The sequence below is a fragment of the Pollutimonas thiosulfatoxidans genome (assembly GCF_004022565.1).
Classification (GTDB): domain Bacteria; phylum Pseudomonadota; class Gammaproteobacteria; order Burkholderiales; family Burkholderiaceae_B; genus Pusillimonas_D; species Pusillimonas_D thiosulfatoxidans.
In genome coordinates, this window is the sequence record NZ_CP022987.1 from 1,318,225 (window position 1) to 1,334,610 (window position 16,386).

The 16,386-nt window shown below is 61.1% G+C and carries 18 protein-coding genes; 5 read left to right on the forward strand and 13 right to left on the reverse strand.

Features of this window, described 5'->3' with window-relative positions; all coding sequences use genetic code 11:
* Nucleotides 1-23: 23 nt before the first annotated feature.
* On the reverse strand, nt 24-758 hold the full coding sequence (locus CKA81_RS06355) for a pseudouridine synthase (RefSeq protein ID WP_128354547.1): 735 nt from the start codon (nt 756-758) through the stop codon (nt 24-26).
* A 36-nt stretch (nt 759-794) separates the two neighbouring features.
* On the opposite strand from CKA81_RS06355, the gene CKA81_RS06360 reads away from it, so the two are divergent.
* Entirely contained in the window at nt 795-1,373 is a 579-nt protein-coding gene (locus CKA81_RS06360) for a chorismate--pyruvate lyase family protein (RefSeq protein WP_128354548.1), read from the forward strand.
* On the opposite strand, the gene CKA81_RS06365 is transcribed toward CKA81_RS06360, so the two are convergent.
* The 3 genes from CKA81_RS06365 to CKA81_RS06375 all read right to left on the reverse strand — a co-directional run bounded on the left by CKA81_RS06365 (nt 1,370) and on the right by CKA81_RS06375 (nt 3,619).
* Nucleotides 1,370-1,906 carry a YaeQ family protein gene (locus CKA81_RS06365; RefSeq protein ID WP_128354549.1) on the reverse strand — a complete coding sequence of 179 codons (537 nt, stop codon included), beginning with the start codon at nt 1,904-1,906 and terminating at the stop codon, nt 1,370-1,372. The genes CKA81_RS06360 and CKA81_RS06365 overlap by 4 nt on opposite strands.
* 21 nt (nt 1,907-1,927) lie before the next feature.
* Nucleotides 1,928-2,266 (reverse strand): P-II family nitrogen regulator, encoded by a 339-nt coding sequence (locus CKA81_RS06370; protein ID WP_128354550.1) that lies wholly within the window; start codon nt 2,264-2,266, stop codon nt 1,928-1,930.
* A 66-nt stretch (nt 2,267-2,332) separates the two neighbouring features.
* Entirely contained in the window at nt 2,333-3,619 is a 1,287-nt protein-coding gene (locus tag CKA81_RS06375) for a mechanosensitive ion channel family protein (RefSeq protein ID WP_128356629.1), read from the reverse strand.
* A 104-nt stretch (nt 3,620-3,723) separates the two neighbouring features.
* Between CKA81_RS06375 and argH the strand changes: the two genes are divergently transcribed.
* Entirely contained in the window at nt 3,724-5,145 is a 1,422-nt protein-coding gene (gene argH / locus CKA81_RS06380; protein ID WP_128354551.1) for an argininosuccinate lyase, read from the forward strand.
* Here argH and rlmD read toward each other — a convergent pair.
* The 6 genes from rlmD to surE form a co-directional block, all read right to left on the reverse strand.
* Nucleotides 5,125-6,435 carry a 23S rRNA (uracil(1939)-C(5))-methyltransferase RlmD gene (rlmD, locus tag CKA81_RS06385; RefSeq protein ID WP_128356631.1) on the reverse strand — a complete coding sequence of 437 codons (1,311 nt, stop codon included), beginning with the start codon at nt 6,433-6,435 and terminating at the stop codon, nt 5,125-5,127. The two genes, argH and rlmD, sit on opposite strands and share 21 nt — an antisense overlap.
* Nucleotides 6,436-6,566: 131 nt before the next feature.
* Nucleotides 6,567-7,205 (reverse strand): hypothetical protein, encoded by a 639-nt coding sequence (locus CKA81_RS06390; protein ID WP_128354552.1) that lies wholly within the window; start codon nt 7,203-7,205, stop codon nt 6,567-6,569.
* Between the two features lie 109 nt (nt 7,206-7,314).
* Nucleotides 7,315-8,100: a 3'-5' exonuclease gene (locus CKA81_RS06395; protein WP_128354553.1), complete on the reverse strand. Its 786-nt coding sequence runs from the start codon at nt 8,098-8,100 to the stop codon at nt 7,315-7,317.
* Nucleotides 8,097-8,885 (reverse strand): peptidoglycan DD-metalloendopeptidase family protein, encoded by a 789-nt coding sequence (locus CKA81_RS06400; RefSeq protein WP_128354554.1) that lies wholly within the window; start codon nt 8,883-8,885, stop codon nt 8,097-8,099. The genes CKA81_RS06395 and CKA81_RS06400 overlap by 4 nt, the downstream gene beginning before the upstream one ends.
* Nucleotides 8,886-8,902: 17 nt before the next feature.
* Entirely contained in the window at nt 8,903-9,715 is an 813-nt protein-coding gene (locus tag CKA81_RS06405) for a protein-L-isoaspartate(D-aspartate) O-methyltransferase (protein WP_128354555.1), read from the reverse strand.
* Complete coding sequence (gene surE / locus CKA81_RS06410) at nt 9,700-10,458, reverse strand: 5'/3'-nucleotidase SurE (protein WP_128354556.1); 759 nt, start codon at nt 10,456-10,458, stop codon at nt 9,700-9,702. Before surE ends, CKA81_RS06405 begins: the two co-directional genes overlap by 16 nt.
* A gap of 78 nt (nt 10,459-10,536) precedes the next feature.
* On the opposite strand from surE, the gene plsY reads away from it, so the two are divergent.
* On the forward strand, nt 10,537-11,193 hold the full coding sequence (gene plsY, locus CKA81_RS06415) for a glycerol-3-phosphate 1-O-acyltransferase PlsY (protein WP_128354557.1): 657 nt from the start codon (nt 10,537-10,539) through the stop codon (nt 11,191-11,193).
* On the opposite strand, the gene tsaD is transcribed toward plsY, so the two are convergent.
* Complete coding sequence (gene tsaD / locus CKA81_RS06420; protein WP_128354558.1) at nt 11,190-12,236, reverse strand: tRNA (adenosine(37)-N6)-threonylcarbamoyltransferase complex transferase subunit TsaD; 1,047 nt, start codon at nt 12,234-12,236, stop codon at nt 11,190-11,192. The two genes, plsY and tsaD, sit on opposite strands and share 4 nt — an antisense overlap.
* Nucleotides 12,237-12,333: 97 nt before the next feature.
* Between tsaD and CKA81_RS06425 the strand changes: the two genes are divergently transcribed.
* Together CKA81_RS06425 and trxA are read left to right on the forward strand one after the other, a co-directional pair.
* Nucleotides 12,334-13,626 (forward strand): NCS2 family permease, encoded by a 1,293-nt coding sequence (locus tag CKA81_RS06425; protein WP_128354559.1) that lies wholly within the window; start codon nt 12,334-12,336, stop codon nt 13,624-13,626.
* Nucleotides 13,627-13,728: 102 nt separating this feature from the next.
* Nucleotides 13,729-14,109: a thioredoxin gene (gene trxA, locus CKA81_RS06430; protein ID WP_128354560.1), complete on the forward strand. Its 381-nt coding sequence runs from the start codon at nt 13,729-13,731 to the stop codon at nt 14,107-14,109.
* 33 nt (nt 14,110-14,142) lie between these two features.
* Here the strand turns inward: trxA and CKA81_RS06435 are convergent, their stop codons facing one another.
* A complete protein-coding gene (locus CKA81_RS06435; RefSeq protein WP_128354561.1) occupies nt 14,143-14,757 on the reverse strand; it encodes an IMPACT family protein in 615 nt (204 codons plus the stop codon).
* A 12-nt stretch (nt 14,758-14,769) separates the two neighbouring features.
* Nucleotides 14,770-16,371 carry an ABC-F family ATPase gene (locus CKA81_RS06440; protein WP_128354562.1) on the reverse strand — a complete coding sequence of 534 codons (1,602 nt, stop codon included), beginning with the start codon at nt 16,369-16,371 and terminating at the stop codon, nt 14,770-14,772.
* Between the last annotated feature and the right edge of the window lie 15 nt (nt 16,372-16,386).

Sequence of the window (16,386 nt, forward strand, 5' to 3'; positions counted from 1 at the left end):
GCACAAGGCCCAGGGCGCCAGCCTTACAGAAAGCGCTCGGCGTCCTTCAGATAGCGCCATTTGCCCGGAGGCAGGTCGCCCAGCACGATCAAGCCCATGCGCACGCGCTTCAGGCCCACCACTTTCAGGCCCACTTGTTCGCACATGCGCCGGATCTGGCGCTTCTTGCCTTCTTGCAGAATGAAGCGCAATTGGTCTTCGTTTTGCCAGCTGACCTGGGCCGGGCGCAATTGTTTGCCGTCCAGCGACAGGCCGTGGTTTAGCTTGGCCAGTCCGTTGGCACCCAGCTTGCCGGTAACCCGGACGAGATATTCTTTCTCGATGTCGGAGTCTTCGGCGATCAGCTGGCGCGCAATACGGCCGTCCTGCGTCAGGATGAGCAGTCCCTGGGAATCGATATCCAGACGACCCGCCGGCGCCAGCCCCCGCAGATGGCTTGGCTCGAAGCGTTGTGTGGATTTATCGGCCTTGTACTGCGAGGCGGCGGTAATCAGCGACACAGCCGGCCTATAGCCTTGCTCGGCCTGACCCGACACGTAACCAACCGGCTTGTTCAGCAGGATGGTGACGCGCGAGGTCTGACGGCGCTGCGCCATCTTGTCCAGGGTGATGTCCTGACCAGGCCAGGCCTTGCTGCCCAGCTCGGACACCACCTGGCCGTCTACACGCACCCAGCCCCGTTCGATGTAAGCGTCGGCTTCGCGACGCGAACACAATCCGCGTTCGGCCATCAGTTTTGAAATTCGAATTTTTTCCATAGACGGTATTTTATGACTTTAGCGATAATATGATTTATGCAATTGAATCCACCCGATCACAGCAACTGGCTGGCGGCGCCGTCCCCCTCGTTCAGCCATCAACAAAAATACTGGCTTTTTCGCCCCGGCGCCCTCACAGCGGGCCTGCGCAAACTGGGCAAGGTGCAGCTACGGGTGATACGCGAACACGCTGACGGCCTGCACCCGGCCGAGGCATGGATGCTGCAACGGCCACCGCGCCAGGCGATCTGGGTACGTGAAATCATCATGTCCATCGACGGCGTGAACAGTGTTTTCGCACGCAGCTTCACACCCTTGCAGGCCTCGCATGGCCTCTGGCAGGGCATGCGGCGTTTGCGCACACGCCCCTTGGCCGACATGCTGTATCACAACCCCCAAATCACGCGATCCGGCTTTGCAGCCTGCCGCTTGAATGCGCAGCAACCCTTGTATCGATCGGCGCAGCACATTTTGGCAGAAGCATGCCCCACCCCGCAGGCCCTGCTCGCCCGCTGCTCGGTATTTCAGCGTGTCGGCGAGCCCTTGCTGGTAGCGGAGTGCTTTCTGCCCGCCTTCTGGTCGCTGGCGGCGGCGCAATCGGGTTCGATGCCCTAGCGCCAGCGCGCGATCTCTATGGCCAAGCTATCTTTCGCGGAAGCAATCAGCGCGGTTCCTTCCTGGATGGTAACGTGCAGATCCATATTTCTTTCGGCAAAGCTGGCCAGGGCCTGCAGTGCCGTCGGACTGACCGCCAGTACCGTCAGGTCGCGCAGCCGGGCCACCCCTTCCTGCACTCCTTGCCACCACACCTGGCTGGCATGGCCGCCATAGCAGAAGGCCACCACCTTGTCCGATTTGCCGCCCGCCTGCAGCAGGCGACGCTCGTCGGGATGGCCCAGTTCTATCCAGTTCTGCACGGCGCCGGTCAGGTCCTTTTGCCACAGCGCGGGCTCGTCCGTGGTGCTTAGGCCGCGCGTAAAGACCAGCCCCTCATCGGCATAGAGCGCAAAGGCCAGCACGCGCAGCATCATGCGCTCGTCGGTTTCGGAGGGATGACGGGCCAAAGTAAGAACATGGCTGCCATAGTAGCCACGGTCCATGTCTGCCACATGCAGCTCGAGCTTGAATATCGTGGCCCTTAGTGCCATCGATGCCGCCGGCGCGAGGCGCTACAGGGCATCGATGCCGCTCTCGCCGGTACGGATGCGCACCGCTTGCTCGACCGCCGTGACAAATATTTTTCCGTCGCCTATCTTGCCGGTGAAGGCGGCCTTGATGATGGCGTCTATGGCTGCATCGACCATGGCGGCTGGCAGCACGACTTCGACCCGAATCTTGGGTAGGAAATCGACAACGTATTCTGCCCCGCGATACAGCTCGGTGTGGCCCTTCTGACGGCCAAAACCCTTGACCTCGGTGACTGTCAGGCCGCTGACGCCGATGTCGGCCAGTGCTTCGCGCACCTCGTCGAGCTTGAACGGCTTGATAATTGCCGCAACTTGTTTCATTGCTTCTCCCCAGCAGAAAGCGAAATTATCGCACGCCCGTCATGGGCCGTGTGGGCGCGGGCCTGCCTACTCCGGCTGTTCACCGCGTAGCGGCTGCGCAGTGGGCATGGGCGGTTCGGGCAGCCAGGCGCGAGAGAAATCCGCCCCCGAGGGCGCCTGATACAGACGCAGCGACAGCTCGGGCAATATGGCCAGCAGATGATCGAAGATATTGCCCTGTATGCGCTCATATTCGACCCACGCCGTGTTATTGGCAAAGCAGTAGACCTCGACGGGAATACCCTGCGATTCGGGCTCCATCGTGCGTACGATCATCAGCATGTCTTGCCTGAGCTCCGTCTGCTGCTTCAAGTAGGCCAGCGCATACGCCCGGAAGGTACCCAGGTTCGTCAGTCGCCGGCGATTTCCCTCCAGGGTCGCCAGCGGCCCTAGCGCACGATTGCTCTCTTCAAGTTCGCGTTGCTTGCCCGCCAGGTACTCCTGAAGCAATGCAAAACGGCCCAGATCCTGGATCTCGGCCTCTTGCAGAAAACGGACGGTGCTGGCATCGATGCGCATGGTGCGCTTGATGCGCCTGCCGCCCGACTCGAACATATAACGCCAGTTACGGTAGCTTTCCGAAAAGAGCTTGTAGGTCGGGACCGTGGTTACGGTCTTGTCCCAGTTTTGCACCTTGACTGTGTGCAGCGCCATATCAATAACGAAGCCATCGGCGTTCGCCTGCGGCATCTCTATCCAGTCGCCTATACGCAGCATGTCGTTGGATGTCATCTGCGTGCTGGCCACCAAGGACAGCAAGGTGTCCTTGAACACCAGCAGCAGAACAGCCGACAACGCTCCCAAGCCGGACAGCATCAACAGCGGCGAGCGGTCGATAAGAATGGAGATCACCGTGACCAGGCAGACGGCCCAGATGACGATCTTGCCTAGTTCCAGGTAACCCTTGATCGAGCGGGTTTGTGCTCGGGTGGTGTTGGCGTAAGTGTCTTGCCAGGCGGACAGCGCGCCATTGATGGCCATGAACAGAAACACCATCCCTGCCGACAGGAAAATCCGCGCCAACAGCGAGGCAAGCTTCTCGTCTATGGGTAGCAAGCCGATATTGGACATGATGACCAGTAGTGGCACGGCATAGCTGGCGTTGCGAAATACCCGCCTGCGTGCCAGCGCAACCGACCAGTCATTGCGGCCGACGGCGGTAAGCGCCCGCCGGGCCATGGTGGTCAACACGCGCGAAGCAACCCAACTGGCGATCAAGACCAGGGCGGTAAGGACCAGTAAGCCGGCCAGCACCTGTGCCCACGGCGCGTTCGGCAGTTGCTCGCCTATCCAGCTGGCTTGCAGCCACTGCATAATTATTGTGTCTTCTTCTTTCACTACGGGCACCCCTTGTTTCCGCGGCATCTACTATAACGTAGGGCTGCAGCTTGCCGGCCGTCCCTTATAATCCTGCCACTATGCCAAAAAACACCGACTCCGATCTCCAAAGCCAGTTTGCCAACAAGGCGCAAGCCTGGTCTGCCCGTTTCTCCGAACCCGTCTCCGAGCTCGTCAAGCGCTACACCGCGTCAGTCGAGTTCGATCAGCGCATGGCCCAGGTCGACATCCAGGGGTCCCTGGCCCATGCCGACATGCTGGCCTCGATCGGCATCCTGACCACCGCCGACCTTACCTCCATCGAACGAGGCATGGCCCGCATACAAGAGGAAATTGCCAACGGCAGCTTCCAGTGGTCGCTGGACCTTGAAGACGTCCACCTCAATATCGAGAAGCGTCTGGTCGAGCTGGTGGGCGATGCCGGAAAGCGGCTGCACACCGGCCGGTCGCGCAACGATCAGGTTGCCACTGACATCCGCCTGTGGGTGCGCAACGAAATCGACATCGCCATCGAACTGCTGCACGAGCTGCGCCGTAAACTTGCCGGCCTGGCGCTGGAACACGCCGACACCATCATGCCCGGCTTCACCCACTTGCAAGTGGCCCAACCGGTCACCTTTGGCCATCATCTGCTGGCTTATGCCGAAATGTTCGGACGCGATGCCGAACGCCTGGCGGACTGCCGCAAGCGCGTAAATCGACTGCCCCTGGGCGCCGCCGCCCTGGCTGGTACGTCCTACCCCATCGACCGCGAGCGCGTCGCCCGCAGCCTGGGCTTTGATGAAGTCTGCCGCAATTCGCTGGACGCCGTTTCCGATCGTGATTTCGCGATCGAATTCTGCGCCGCCGCGGCCTTGATCATGACGCATGTGTCACGCCTGTCTGAAGAATTGGTGCTGTGGATGAGTCCACGCGTGGGCTTCATCGACCTGGCCGACCGCTATTGCACCGGCAGTTCCATCATGCCGCAAAAGAAAAACCCCGACGTCCCCGAGCTGGCGCGTGGCAAGACCGGCAGGGTCAACGGCAACCTGGTCGCCCTGCTTACGCTGATGAAAGGCCAGCCCCTGGCCTACAACAAAGACAACCAGGAAGACAAGGAAGGCCTGTTCGATTCTGCCGACACCGTACGCGATACCCTGACCATTTTTGTGGACATGGTCGGTGGCATACGGGTCAAGGCGGATGCCATGCGCGCTGCGGCGCTGCAGGGCTTTGCCACCGCAACCGACCTGGCCGACTATCTGGTCAAGAAAGGCGTGCCATTCCGAGATGCCCACGAAACCGTGGCCCATGCCGTGCGCGAATGCGAGCAGCGCGGCTGCGACCTTGCTGATCTGCCCCTGGCCGACCTGCAAGGCTTCCATGCCGACATCAAGGAAGACATCTACCAGGTGCTCACACTTGAAGGTTCCGTCGCCGCACGCAAGCACATCGGCGGCACCGCGCCCGAGCGCGTGCGCATCGAAGCGCAGCGTATCCTAGGCGAAGACAGCGATTGACTCCACGTGCCCCGTATGGGGAAACATATTGATGACGCCCGCGCCGACCAAGGTGTACCCGCCCTCGTTGACCAGTATGCCTGCATCGCGAGCCAGCGTGGCGGGGCTGCAAGATACATAGACGATGCGCTTGGGCCTTTCGGCGGGCGCAAGCAGCGACAAGGCGCGAGCCAGGGCCTCCGCGCCCTCGCGAGGCGGGTCGATCAGCATGCGATCAAAATGGCCCAGTTCACGCAACCATTGCACATCGACCTCGAACAAATTCAGGGTGGTGAAGTGCGTCTTGTGGTGCAGACCATGCTGCTCGGCTGCCTCTTGCCCGCGCGCAGTCAGCGCGGCGCTGCCTTCGATGCCAACAACGCTGGCGGCGCGCGTGGCCAGGGGCAAGGTGAAATTGCCCAGGCCGCAGAACATGTCGGCCACCCGGTCGGACGATTGCACATCCAGCAAGCTCAGCGCCTTTGAGACCAGACTGCGGTTGATCTCGTGGTTGACCTGGGTAAAGTCCGTGGGCCGATAAGGCATGCGCAGGCCAAACTCGGGCAAGGTATAAGCCAGCTTGCCTTCGTCCGCAGCGTCCAGCAGGTGCACGGTTTCCGGTCCTTTGGGCTGCAGCCACCAGGTCACATTATGCTGTTCGCCGAACGCACGCAGCAGGCTGATGTCGTTCGACGTAAGCGGCTCCATGTGGCGCAACAGCAATGCGGTACTGCGGTCACCCACTGCCAGCTCTATCTGGGGTATTCGAGCAGGCTGCGCCAGCGAACCGACCAGGGCCCGCAGCGGCATCAACAAGGCCGAGACGGCCGGCGGCAACACAAGACAGGTTTGCATGTCGGCCACATAGCTGCCTCGACGCTCACGGAAACCCACCAGCACCCCGCCCTTCTTGTGGACCAGGCGCACCGACAGCCGGGCGCGATAGCGGTAGCCAAAGCTGGGGCCGTACATGGGCGGCAACACACTGTTCGGGCGGACTTTGCCGATATGCGCAAGCGCGTCTTCCAGCACACGTTGTTTGACCGCCACCTGGGCGGCGGGATCAAGGTGCTGCATGGCACAGCCGCCACACACGCCAAAATAGGGACAGGGGGGTGTTACGCGCTGCGATGAGGTCTTCAGCAGGCGTTCGACACGCGCGGTGTCGTACGAGGCCTTCTGCCGAACGATCCGTGCCAAAACGCGCTCGCCAGGCAGGGCGCCGTCGATAAAAACGACCTTGCCGTCCCGTCGCGCAACACCACGCGCCTCCAGGTCCAGCGATTCTACGTCCAGCACTTCCAGGGTCATGATCAACATCCAAAGATTCAACCCGGGATTTTACCTGCTGCGCCGAATGGAGAATGGGCCGGTAATCAGCCGGCCCGCACACAACGCTGGAAACAAAGGTTCATGGACCAGCTATGCCGGCCCGCGCCCTCTTACGAAGCGACCTGTTCGCTCGCAGATTTTTGCTTGAGGCGATCCTGACGAAGCTGCTTTTTCTGTTCGATGCGCTTGGCGAACTTGTCGGCGCGCTCGCTTAGATGCGTTGCGACCTTGGTTTGCTGCGTCTTGTCGAGGGAATCCCATACGGCCAACCACTTGGCATCGTGCTGCTGCTTACTGGCCAGGGCCTGCGCGCGGGCCTCTTCAGCCTTCTTGAGTGCAGCTTGGGGCTCGATCTTGCCCGCCTGCAGTTGAGCGAGACGTTCGGCGTGGCTGGATTTGATGGCGGCACGGCGGGCCTTGCGGTCGGCTTGCTGGTCTGCCTTGGCACTGTCGAGCAAGGCGGTTTGTTCTGCAGTCAGGTTCAGCGACTGCACGACTTCCTTGCCCAGCGGACCATAGCCAGGCACCCACATGGCGGCGTCTCGCATCTGGTGGTGATTGCCGGCGCGGTGGCCGCGATGATGACGCGCCTTGTCGCCATGTTGGGCCGTTGCAGCAGGCGCTGCCTGGGCGTCTGTAGCGCTGGTGGCTGGAGTCTGGCCGCCAGCTGCGAAAGCTGCGCTCGACAATGCGATGGCTGCGGTCAGGACGGCAAGCTTGCCGGTGAAGTTCGATGAGGAGATACGCATGAGGAGGCTTCCTTGATGTTGTTACGAGGCCTCATTGTGCGGCGGCACCGATTACGTGTATGTTTCAGCAGTACGCCGCTTCCTTTCAGTCGGTTTCAGGCCGAAGGAATCAGGCCTTGCCGTCCCAGGCCGCCAAATACTCTTTCCAGTGTGGCGCCTGGCTGGCTTGCAAGGTATCGCGTACCAGTTGCACTTCGGCATCGTAAGCGGTCACATCAAGCTCGCCACGCAGGAAACGGAATCGGCAATACACCAGCCAGGTGTTGACGACGTCGGTTTCACAATAGGCGCGAACCTCGTCTGCCTTGCCTTCCTGCCACGCTTTCCACACCTGCCCGCCATCCATGCCCAGCTTGCCGGGAAAGCCGCAGAGCTTGGCCAAGTCATCCAGCGGCGCGTTGGCACGGCCGTTGTACTTGGCAAGCAGATCCATCAGGTCGATGTGCCGATTGTGATAACGGCTGATGTAGTTGTTGTATTTGAAATCGCGGTCGTCTTCGCCGGTATCCCAATAGCGCGGGGCCGGTATGCCGTGAATCAGGCTGCGGTAGTGAAGCACCGGCAGATCGAAGCCCGATCCATTCCAACTGACCAGTCGCGGGGTGTAACGCTCTATGGTTTTGAAGAACCCAGCAAGCAGAACGGGTTCGGGGTCATCCGCCGCACCCAGGGTTTTCACACGGAAGCCCTGGTCGTCACGAAAGACGCAGCCCACCACGGCGACCTTGTGCAGGTGCAGCGGCAGGAAATCCGAGCCATGGGATGCCTGCCGCGCGATCAGGGCGGCTTCGATGACCTCGACGTCCGACATATCGGACCCCCATTGCGGGTTCAGCCGGCGCAGCCCTTGGGCATCGGGTATGGTTTCCAGGTCGAAAACCAGGGTGGGCGTCATCGTGCAGGCAGGTAAGACATCGGGTTAACCGGCGTACCCCGACGGCGAACTTCGAAGTGCAGGCGCGGCGAGGTGGTATCGGTTTGCCCGATAGAGGCAATTTTGGCGCCCTTCTTGATCTGCTCGCCGGTCTTGACCAGCAAAGCCTGGTTATGGGCATAGGCCGTGATGAAGCCGTTGCTGTGGCCCAGCAAGATAAGGTTGCCCAGGCCGCGCACGCCGTTGCCGGCATACATGACTTTGCCGTCGGCTGCGGCATGGACGGGATCACCGACATTCCCGGCGATGTCTATGCCCTTGGTGTTGGCATTGAAGCTCTGAATGATTTTGCCCGAGGCGGGCCATCCCCAACTGATCAGGGCGGCATCACTGGCGCGCGCGACACTGGCCGGTTCGGCAGGTGTAACGGGCGTAACCGGTATGGGTGTGGCGCCGCCTGTGGAGGGCGCGGGCTCGGGACCGGTGGCATCCAGACGCAAGACCTGTCCTATGCGAAGCTGGCTGGGATCGGTAATGTTGTTCAACCGGGTCAGCTCGGCGACCTGGATGTTGTTGGCCTGCGCGATCTTGTACAGCGTATCGCCGGGCTTCACGACATAGGTGCTGCCACCGGACGGTTGCACAACCGTGCCGGACATATCCGTTACCGGGGCTTGCGTGCTTCTGGACGCGCAACCGGCGATGGCTACCGTGGCGACGACGGCTGCCAAAACCAGGTAACGGGAGGCGCGTTCTCGGTGTTCAAATGGCAAAGTTGCGGTAGACCGAAACGTCCCTGCTTGCATGTGGCTCTCCTGAATGCTTAAGACTGTGTACCTGACCGCAGCGGCACAAAGCGCACTGACTCCAGTTCTTCACGGTGCCAGGTCGCGGCGCTGGTGCGCTCGATCAGGATCAGGCGCTGCGCTGTCGTTCCTTCCGGCGCGATCAGGCGACCCCCGATGGTTAACTGTTCCAGCAACGCCTGCGGAATTTTAATACCCGCCGCGGCGATGATAATGGCATCAAAGGGTTCGACGCCGGGCAAGCCCGCCGTGCCGTCCCCGAACGAAAGCCGTACCCGGCCGTTCAGCTTCAATTCTCTTAGATGCCCCCGCGCCAGATCGTACAGGCCGCGGATGCGCTCGATGGCATGAACCTCTTTGATGAACTGTGCCAGTACCGCCGCCTGGTATCCGCAGCCGGCACCGACTTCCAGCACTTTAACCGGAACTCGATTTTCGCACACGGCGGATATCATGCGGGCCACCACCCAAGGCTGGGAAATGGTCTGGTTGTGACCGATAGGCAATGCAGCGTCTTCGTATGCCCGACTGGCCAGGCCTTCGTCGACGAATACGTGGCGCGGCACCGCCATCATGGCGTCCAGCACCCTTTCGTCCTGTATGCCTTGATTGCGTAGCCGTTGAATCATCATGCCACGCGATCGTTCGGAGTTCAAACCCAAATTAACCATTGTTGACGCGCCCGCCGCCACGGGAGCCACTACCGGCCGCAGCGGCGCAACGATGCGCGTATTGCTGTTGGCGGCCGAGACGCCCCCGCCCAGGCTGGATCGGCCAAAGCGGTTGGTGGTGCCAGTGGCAAACGGGAAAGGCGCTACGGGTTTTCGCATAGCGGGCCTGCCCAGTTTCTGACGGTGTCGAGCTGCTGATAATGAGTGAGGTCGAAGCGCAGCGGCGTAATCGATACCGCCTGCTGCGCAATGGCGCCGAAATCTGTGTCGGCAGCGGCATCCGACACCCGACCCACGGGGCCTATCCAGTAGACCGGCTCGCCATAAGGGGTGCTGGTCTTGACCACCGGTTCGGAGGGATGACGCCGGCCCAGCCGTGTGACACGGATTTCAGAGACCGCCTCGCGCGGAGCGGAAGGAATATTGACGTTCAGGAGCACCGGCGCTTGCAGGGGATCGCGCGTTTGCTGTTCTACGATCTTGCGCGCGAACTCGGCGGCCGTATCCAGATGGGCCCAGCCTTTTTCCACCAGAGAAAAAGCGATGGCCGGGATGCCAAAGAGATAGCCTTCTGTGGCGGCGGCTACTGTGCCAGAGTAGAGTGTGTCTTCACCCATATTGGCGCCGTTGTTAATGCCGGACACCACCAGGTCGGGCCGAAAATCCAGCAAGCCGGTAAGCGCAATGTGCACGCAGTCGGATGGCGTGCCATTGACGTAGTAATAACCATTGCTGGCCTGGCGCACCGATAGCGGCCGATCGAGCGTTAACGAGTTGGACGACCCGCTGCAATTGGTTTCGGGGGCCACGACGGTAAGTTCACCCAGGGTTTGTAGTGATTGCACCAACGCTTCCAGCCCCAGGGCGGTGTAGCCGTCGTCGTTGGATACGAGTATGCGCATTGCCTTCCATAAGATTCAACTGAACGTAGCGAATTGTACCTGCTAGAATCGGCGCAAACCTAGGGAGTCACAGCAGCCATGCCATACGCCACGTCCATCGTCATTGCCCTCGGCCTGATCATCGCCGCCTATTTATTGGGATCCGTGTCGTTTGCCGTCGTCGTCAGCCGGCTGATGGGCTTGGCCGATCCGCGCAGCTTTGGCTCACGCAATCCGGGCGCCACCAACGTGTTGCGATCGGGCAACAAAACGGCAGCAGCCCTGACACTATTGGGCGATGCGGCCAAGGGTTGGCTGGCTGTCTTCGCAGCAGGACTGGTGGTCGCGCAGCAAGGGCTGTCTCCCGCCATTACCGCAGCCTGCGCGGTCGCTGTCTTCCTGGGGCATGTCTATCCGGTGTTCCTGCGCTTCAAGGGGGGCAAAGGGGTGGCAACCGCCCTGGGCGTTCTGCTTGCCGTGAGCCCATGGCTGGCCTTGGCCACTGCCGCCACGTGGCTGATCGTTGCCTATGCTATGCGCTACTCATCACTGGCTGCCATTCTGGCGGCGATCTTCGCGCCCTTGTACTACTTGCTGGGTGGCAACGTGGCCTGGGTGCTGGACAAGTCCATGGCCGCGGCCATCATCGTGATCAGCGTGCTGTTGGTCTATCGCCACCAGGCGAACATCAGCCGCCTGATGCAAGGCAAGGAAAGTCGCATCGGCGACAAGAACAAGAACAAGAACAAACGCTAGGCGGTTGCCACACAAACCTCGTGCAGATCCCAGCGCGGTCGGACCGTGAAAGCATGGCTGCTGTCGTGCAGGTCGGCCAGGCCTGCCTTGATACGCATGGCACCCGCATAGGCGATCATGGCGCCGTTGTCGGTACAGAGCTCCAGCGGCGCGAAGAACACTTGGCCGCCCATGGACTTCATGGCGCCCAGCAGCTGGGCACGCAGATGCCGGTTTGCCCCCACACCGCCTGCGACCACCAGGCGTTTCAAGCCGGTTTGGCGCATGGCTTTGAGAGCCTTGGCGCCCAGCACATCGACAATGGCTGCCTCAGTTGCCGCCGCCAGATCGGCACGCTGCTGTTCGCTCAGGCCACCGGAGGCTTTTTCGAGCGAGCGCAGACGCGTCAACACAGCGGTCTTCAGGCCGCTGAAACTGAAATCCAGGTCGCGGCTATGCAGCATGGGGCGCGGCAACTCAAATGCGGCAGCATCGCCCTGCTCGGCCAGGCGCGACAGGGCCGGACCGCCGGGGTAGCCCAGGCCCATCAGCTTGGCTGTTTTGTCGAAAGCTTCTCCGGCCGCATCGTCCAGGGTTTCGCCCAGCAACTCATAAGAGCCCACCCCGTCGACACGCATCAATTGGGTGTGTCCGCCCGACACCAGCAAGGCAACGAACGGAAAGGCCGGCTGTGGCGTGGCCAGCAAGGGCGACAGCAAATGCCCTTCCAGGTGATGAATGGGGATGGCGGGCAGGCCGCGCGCCCAGGCGAACGACTGTGCCACGCTGGCGCCGACCAGCAGCGCGCCAGCCAGCCCCGGGCCGGCGGTGTAGGCCACGGCGTCGATCTGATCCATGCCGATGCCTGCAGTGGCCAGGACTTCACGCGTCAGGGGCAGCACGCGGCGTATGTGGTCGCGCGAAGCCAGTTCGGGCACGACCCCACCATAGGCCTCGTGCATGGCGATCTGGCTATGCAGTGCATGGGCCAGCAAGCCATGTTCGGTACTGACCAGGGCAACGCCTGTTTCGTCGCAAGAGCTTTCAAAACCAATAACTATCATGGGCGCTAGTGTACAACCGGCGGCCAAACCGCCGTAGAATTCAGGCTGCCGGACTGCTCGAGCCGCAGCAGCGTAAATGACCATAAGGGGAAGAATAATGTTCGAACGAATTTTCCGTCTGCAAGAACACGGCACGACCGTGCAGACGGAGATCCTGGCCGGAGTGACAACGTTCCTGACGATGTCCTACATCATTTTCGTCAACCCCGAGATCCTGTCCAGTACGGGCATGGACCGCAATGCGGTTTTTGTTGCCACTTGCCTGGCCGCTGCGCTGGGCACACTAATCATGGCCTTTGTGGCGAACTGGCCCATAGGCATGGCCCCGGGCATGGGCCTTAATGCCTTCTTCGCCTTCACCGTGGTCGGAGCCATGGGCTACACGTGGCAGCAAGCCCTGGGCGCGGTGTTTATTTCCGGGGTGATTTTTGTTTTGCTTACGGTCACCGGCGCGCGGCAATGGCTGATCGATGGCATACCCAAATCGTTGCGGGCCGCAATCGCGGCGGGTATAGGCCTGTTCCTGGCGATCATCGCGCTGGCGGGCTCGGAAATTGTGGTCGCCAACCCCGCCACAAAAATCGCGCTGGGCGATTTGACTGCAGCCCCGGCACTGTTTGCCATATTGGGGTTCTTCATTATTGCCGCCTTGGATGCCCTGAAGGTGCGCGGCGCCATCCTGATCGGTATCCTGGTCGTTTCGCTGCTGTCCATGCTTACCGGAAACAGCCAATTCCAGGGCATATTTTCCGCGCCGCCCAGCCTTGCACCCACCTTCCTGCAACTGGATATCATGGGCGCGCTGCATACCGGCTTCGTTCATGTCATTTTGGTTCTTGTGCTGGTAGAGGTCTTTGATGCCACGGGCACGATGATAGGCGTGGCCACACGCGCCAACCTGGTCCAGGAAGGCAAGCCCACCCGGCTGGGGCGTGCATTGTTGGCCGACAGCACGGCGATTGTCGCTGGCTCGGTTCTGGGCACCAGCAGCACCACCGCCTATGCTGAAAGCGCGGCCGGCGTGCAGGCCGGAGGGCGCACCGGCCTGACTGCCCTGACTGTTGCGGTGCTTTTCCTGTTGTCGCTGTTCCTGGCCCCGCTAGCAAGCGCCGTCCCGGCCTTCGCCACGGCGCCCGCCCTGCTCTATGTGGCCTGCCTGATGCTGCGCGAGATCACCACCATAGACTGGGACGAGATCACCGAGGCAACGCCAGCAGTTCTGACGGCCATCATCATGCCGTTTACCTACTCGATCGCCAATGGCCTGGCATTCGGCTTCATCAGCTATGTCGTGCTCAAGGCGGTTACCGGCAAGTATCGGCAAATCCACATGGCTACGCTGTTGGTGGCCGTATTGTTCGTCATCAAATACGCGTTCTTTCCCGACTGATCCGAGAAGTCGCGCTGGCGAAACAAAGACGCTACACTGGATGTTCACTCATTGAAAAAGCGGCTGCGTTAGCCGCTTTTTCATTTTTACTCAGGAACTGCTATGAGCACCATAGATTTGAACAAAGACACTTTTCAGACGGCCATCCAGGAAGACAAGCCGTTGATAGTGGACTTTTGGGCGCCCTGGTGCGGCCCATGCAGAAGCTTTGCACCGGTCTTCGAACAAGAGGCCACCGAACACGACGACATCACCTTTGCCAAGGTCAACACTGAAGAAGAGCAGGAACTGGCCACCGGGCTGGGCATACGCTCGATTCCCACCTTGATGGTGTTCCGCGAACAGGTGCTCCTGTTCTCGCAAGCCGGGGCGCTGTCGCCGGCACAACTGAAGGAACTGATCGCGCAGGTAAAGGAAGTCGACATGAAACAAGTGCATGCCGAGATCGCCGCGCAACAAGACGGCGCCGCGCCGCAACAGTAACAGCCAGTGGGCAGCCGCGCTACCCTGCCTTGGCTAGACCTCGGGTGCTGCGTCCGGCGGCGTCTCCACCAGCGCCCAGTGGCCGGCACCCCGGGTGAGGTTTATAAAGGTCTCGCGTAGCGTGTCGGCCTGGCTGCGCGGCACCGCGAGGCGCCACCGTACGCCGCGGCCATCGAAGCTTTCGTCCACCACACGGGCGTCAAAAGCGGCCAGGCGGGATTGCACCAACGCCATATCGGAAAACACGCAACGGCAGTCTACTTCGACCTCGTCCACGATCTCGACCTTGGGCGCCAGACGCAGGCACTGGGCTGCAACGCCGCCGTAGGCGCGTATCAGGCCGCCCGGGCCCAGCTTGATGCCGCCGAACCACCGAACCACCAGCACGGCAACTTGATCGCATTGCTGGCCTTCGATCGCTTGCAGTATGGGGCGCCCCGCCGTACCGCCGGGTTCGCCATCGTCGTTGAAGCGATAATCGTCGCCGATCCGGTAGGCCCAACAGTTATGGGTGGCGTCCGCAACGCTGTGATCGGCAAAGAACCGCAAGGCCTGCGCAGGCGTCTTGACGGGCATGGCCACGGCCACAAAGCGGCTCTTGCGGATATCTTCCTGATGCGTGGCCAGGCCGGTCAGCGTGCTTGACATGGCCGGCGGCCGTCAGGCGTCGATAGACCGCGACGCCAGGTAGTCTTCGTAGTTGCCCTGGTAGTCGACGATGCTGCCGTCCGGCATGATCTCGAATATGCGGGTTGCCAGGCCAGATACGAACTCGCGGTCGTGCGACACGAATATCAGCGTGCCCGCATACAGCTCAAGCGCAAACTGCAGCGACTCGATCGATTCCATATCCAGGTGGTTGGTCGGCTCGTCCAGCAGCATCACGTTGTGCCGGCCCAGCATCAGGCGCCCAAAGCTCATGCGGTTTTTTTCGCCGCCCGACAACACACGCACTTCCTTGCCGATATCGTCGCTCGAGAACAACATGCGGCCCATTACCGAACGCAGCGACTGATCGTCGTCGCCGGCTTGCCGGTACTCGGCCAGCCAGTCAAAAAGATTCTTGTCGGACTGAAACTGATCGGAGACATCTTGCGCCATATAGCCCAGGTCGGCGCTATCGGACCACTTGACCGAGCCGCTGTCGGGCGCCAGGTCGCCGGCCAGCATGCGCAGCAGAGTCGTCTTGCCCACGCCGTTGGCACCGATGATGGCCACTTTCTGGCCTGCATCTATCATGGCCGAGAAAGGCTTGATCACAGGATGGTCATAAGCCTTGCTGATGCCATCGACGGTCACGGCCAGGCGATGCAGCACCTTGGTCTGCTCGAAACGGATATACGGGTTCTGGCGCGACGACGGCTTGACCTCGACGGCGCTGGCCTTGATGCGGTCTATCTGCTTCATCCGCGACGTGGCCTGGCGTGCCTTGGACTTGTTGGCGGCGAAGCGCCGCACGAAGTCCTGCAGTTCGGCCACGCGCTCCTTGGCTTTGGCGTTGGCGTTGGACTGACGCTCGCGGGCCTGCGTGGAGGCCAGCATGTAGTCGTCGTAGTTGCCCGGATACACGCGCAACTCGCGGTAATCCAGGTCGGCCATGTGGGTACACACCTGATTCAGGAAGTGCCGGTCGTGGCTGATGATGATCATGGTGCTTTGATAGCCGTTCAATACGTCTTCCAGCCACCTGATGGTGTTGATGTCCAGGTTGTTGGTCGGCTCGTCCAGCAGCAATACGTCGGGGTTCGAAAACAGCGCCTGGGCCAGCAGCACGCGCAGCTTCCAGCCGGGAGCGATCTCGCGCATGGGCAGCTCATGTTGCTCTACCGGAATATCCAGCCCCAGCAGCAGCTCGCCAGCCCGCGCTTCGGCGGTATAGCCGTCGTACTCGGCAAACTTGGCTTCCAAGTTGGCCGCATGCATGTAGTCTTCTTCGTTGGCATCCGGATTGGCATAGATGGCGTCGCGCTCGGCCATCACCTGCCACATTTCCTCGTGGCCCATCAAGACGACGTCCAGCACCCGGATGTCTTCGTAGGCGAACTGGTCCTGGCGCAGCTTGCCCAGCCGCACCCCCGGCTCCAGCGACACATTACCGGCACTGGGCTCCAGGTCTCCACCTATGATCTTCATGAAAGTGGATTTGCCCGAACCGTTGGCGCCAATCAGGCCATAGCGGTGGCCTTCGCCAAACTTGACGCTGACATTTTCAAATAAAGGTTTGGGGCCGAACTGGATAGTAAGATTTGCAGTGGATATCACAGGGTGGTTTTCGCA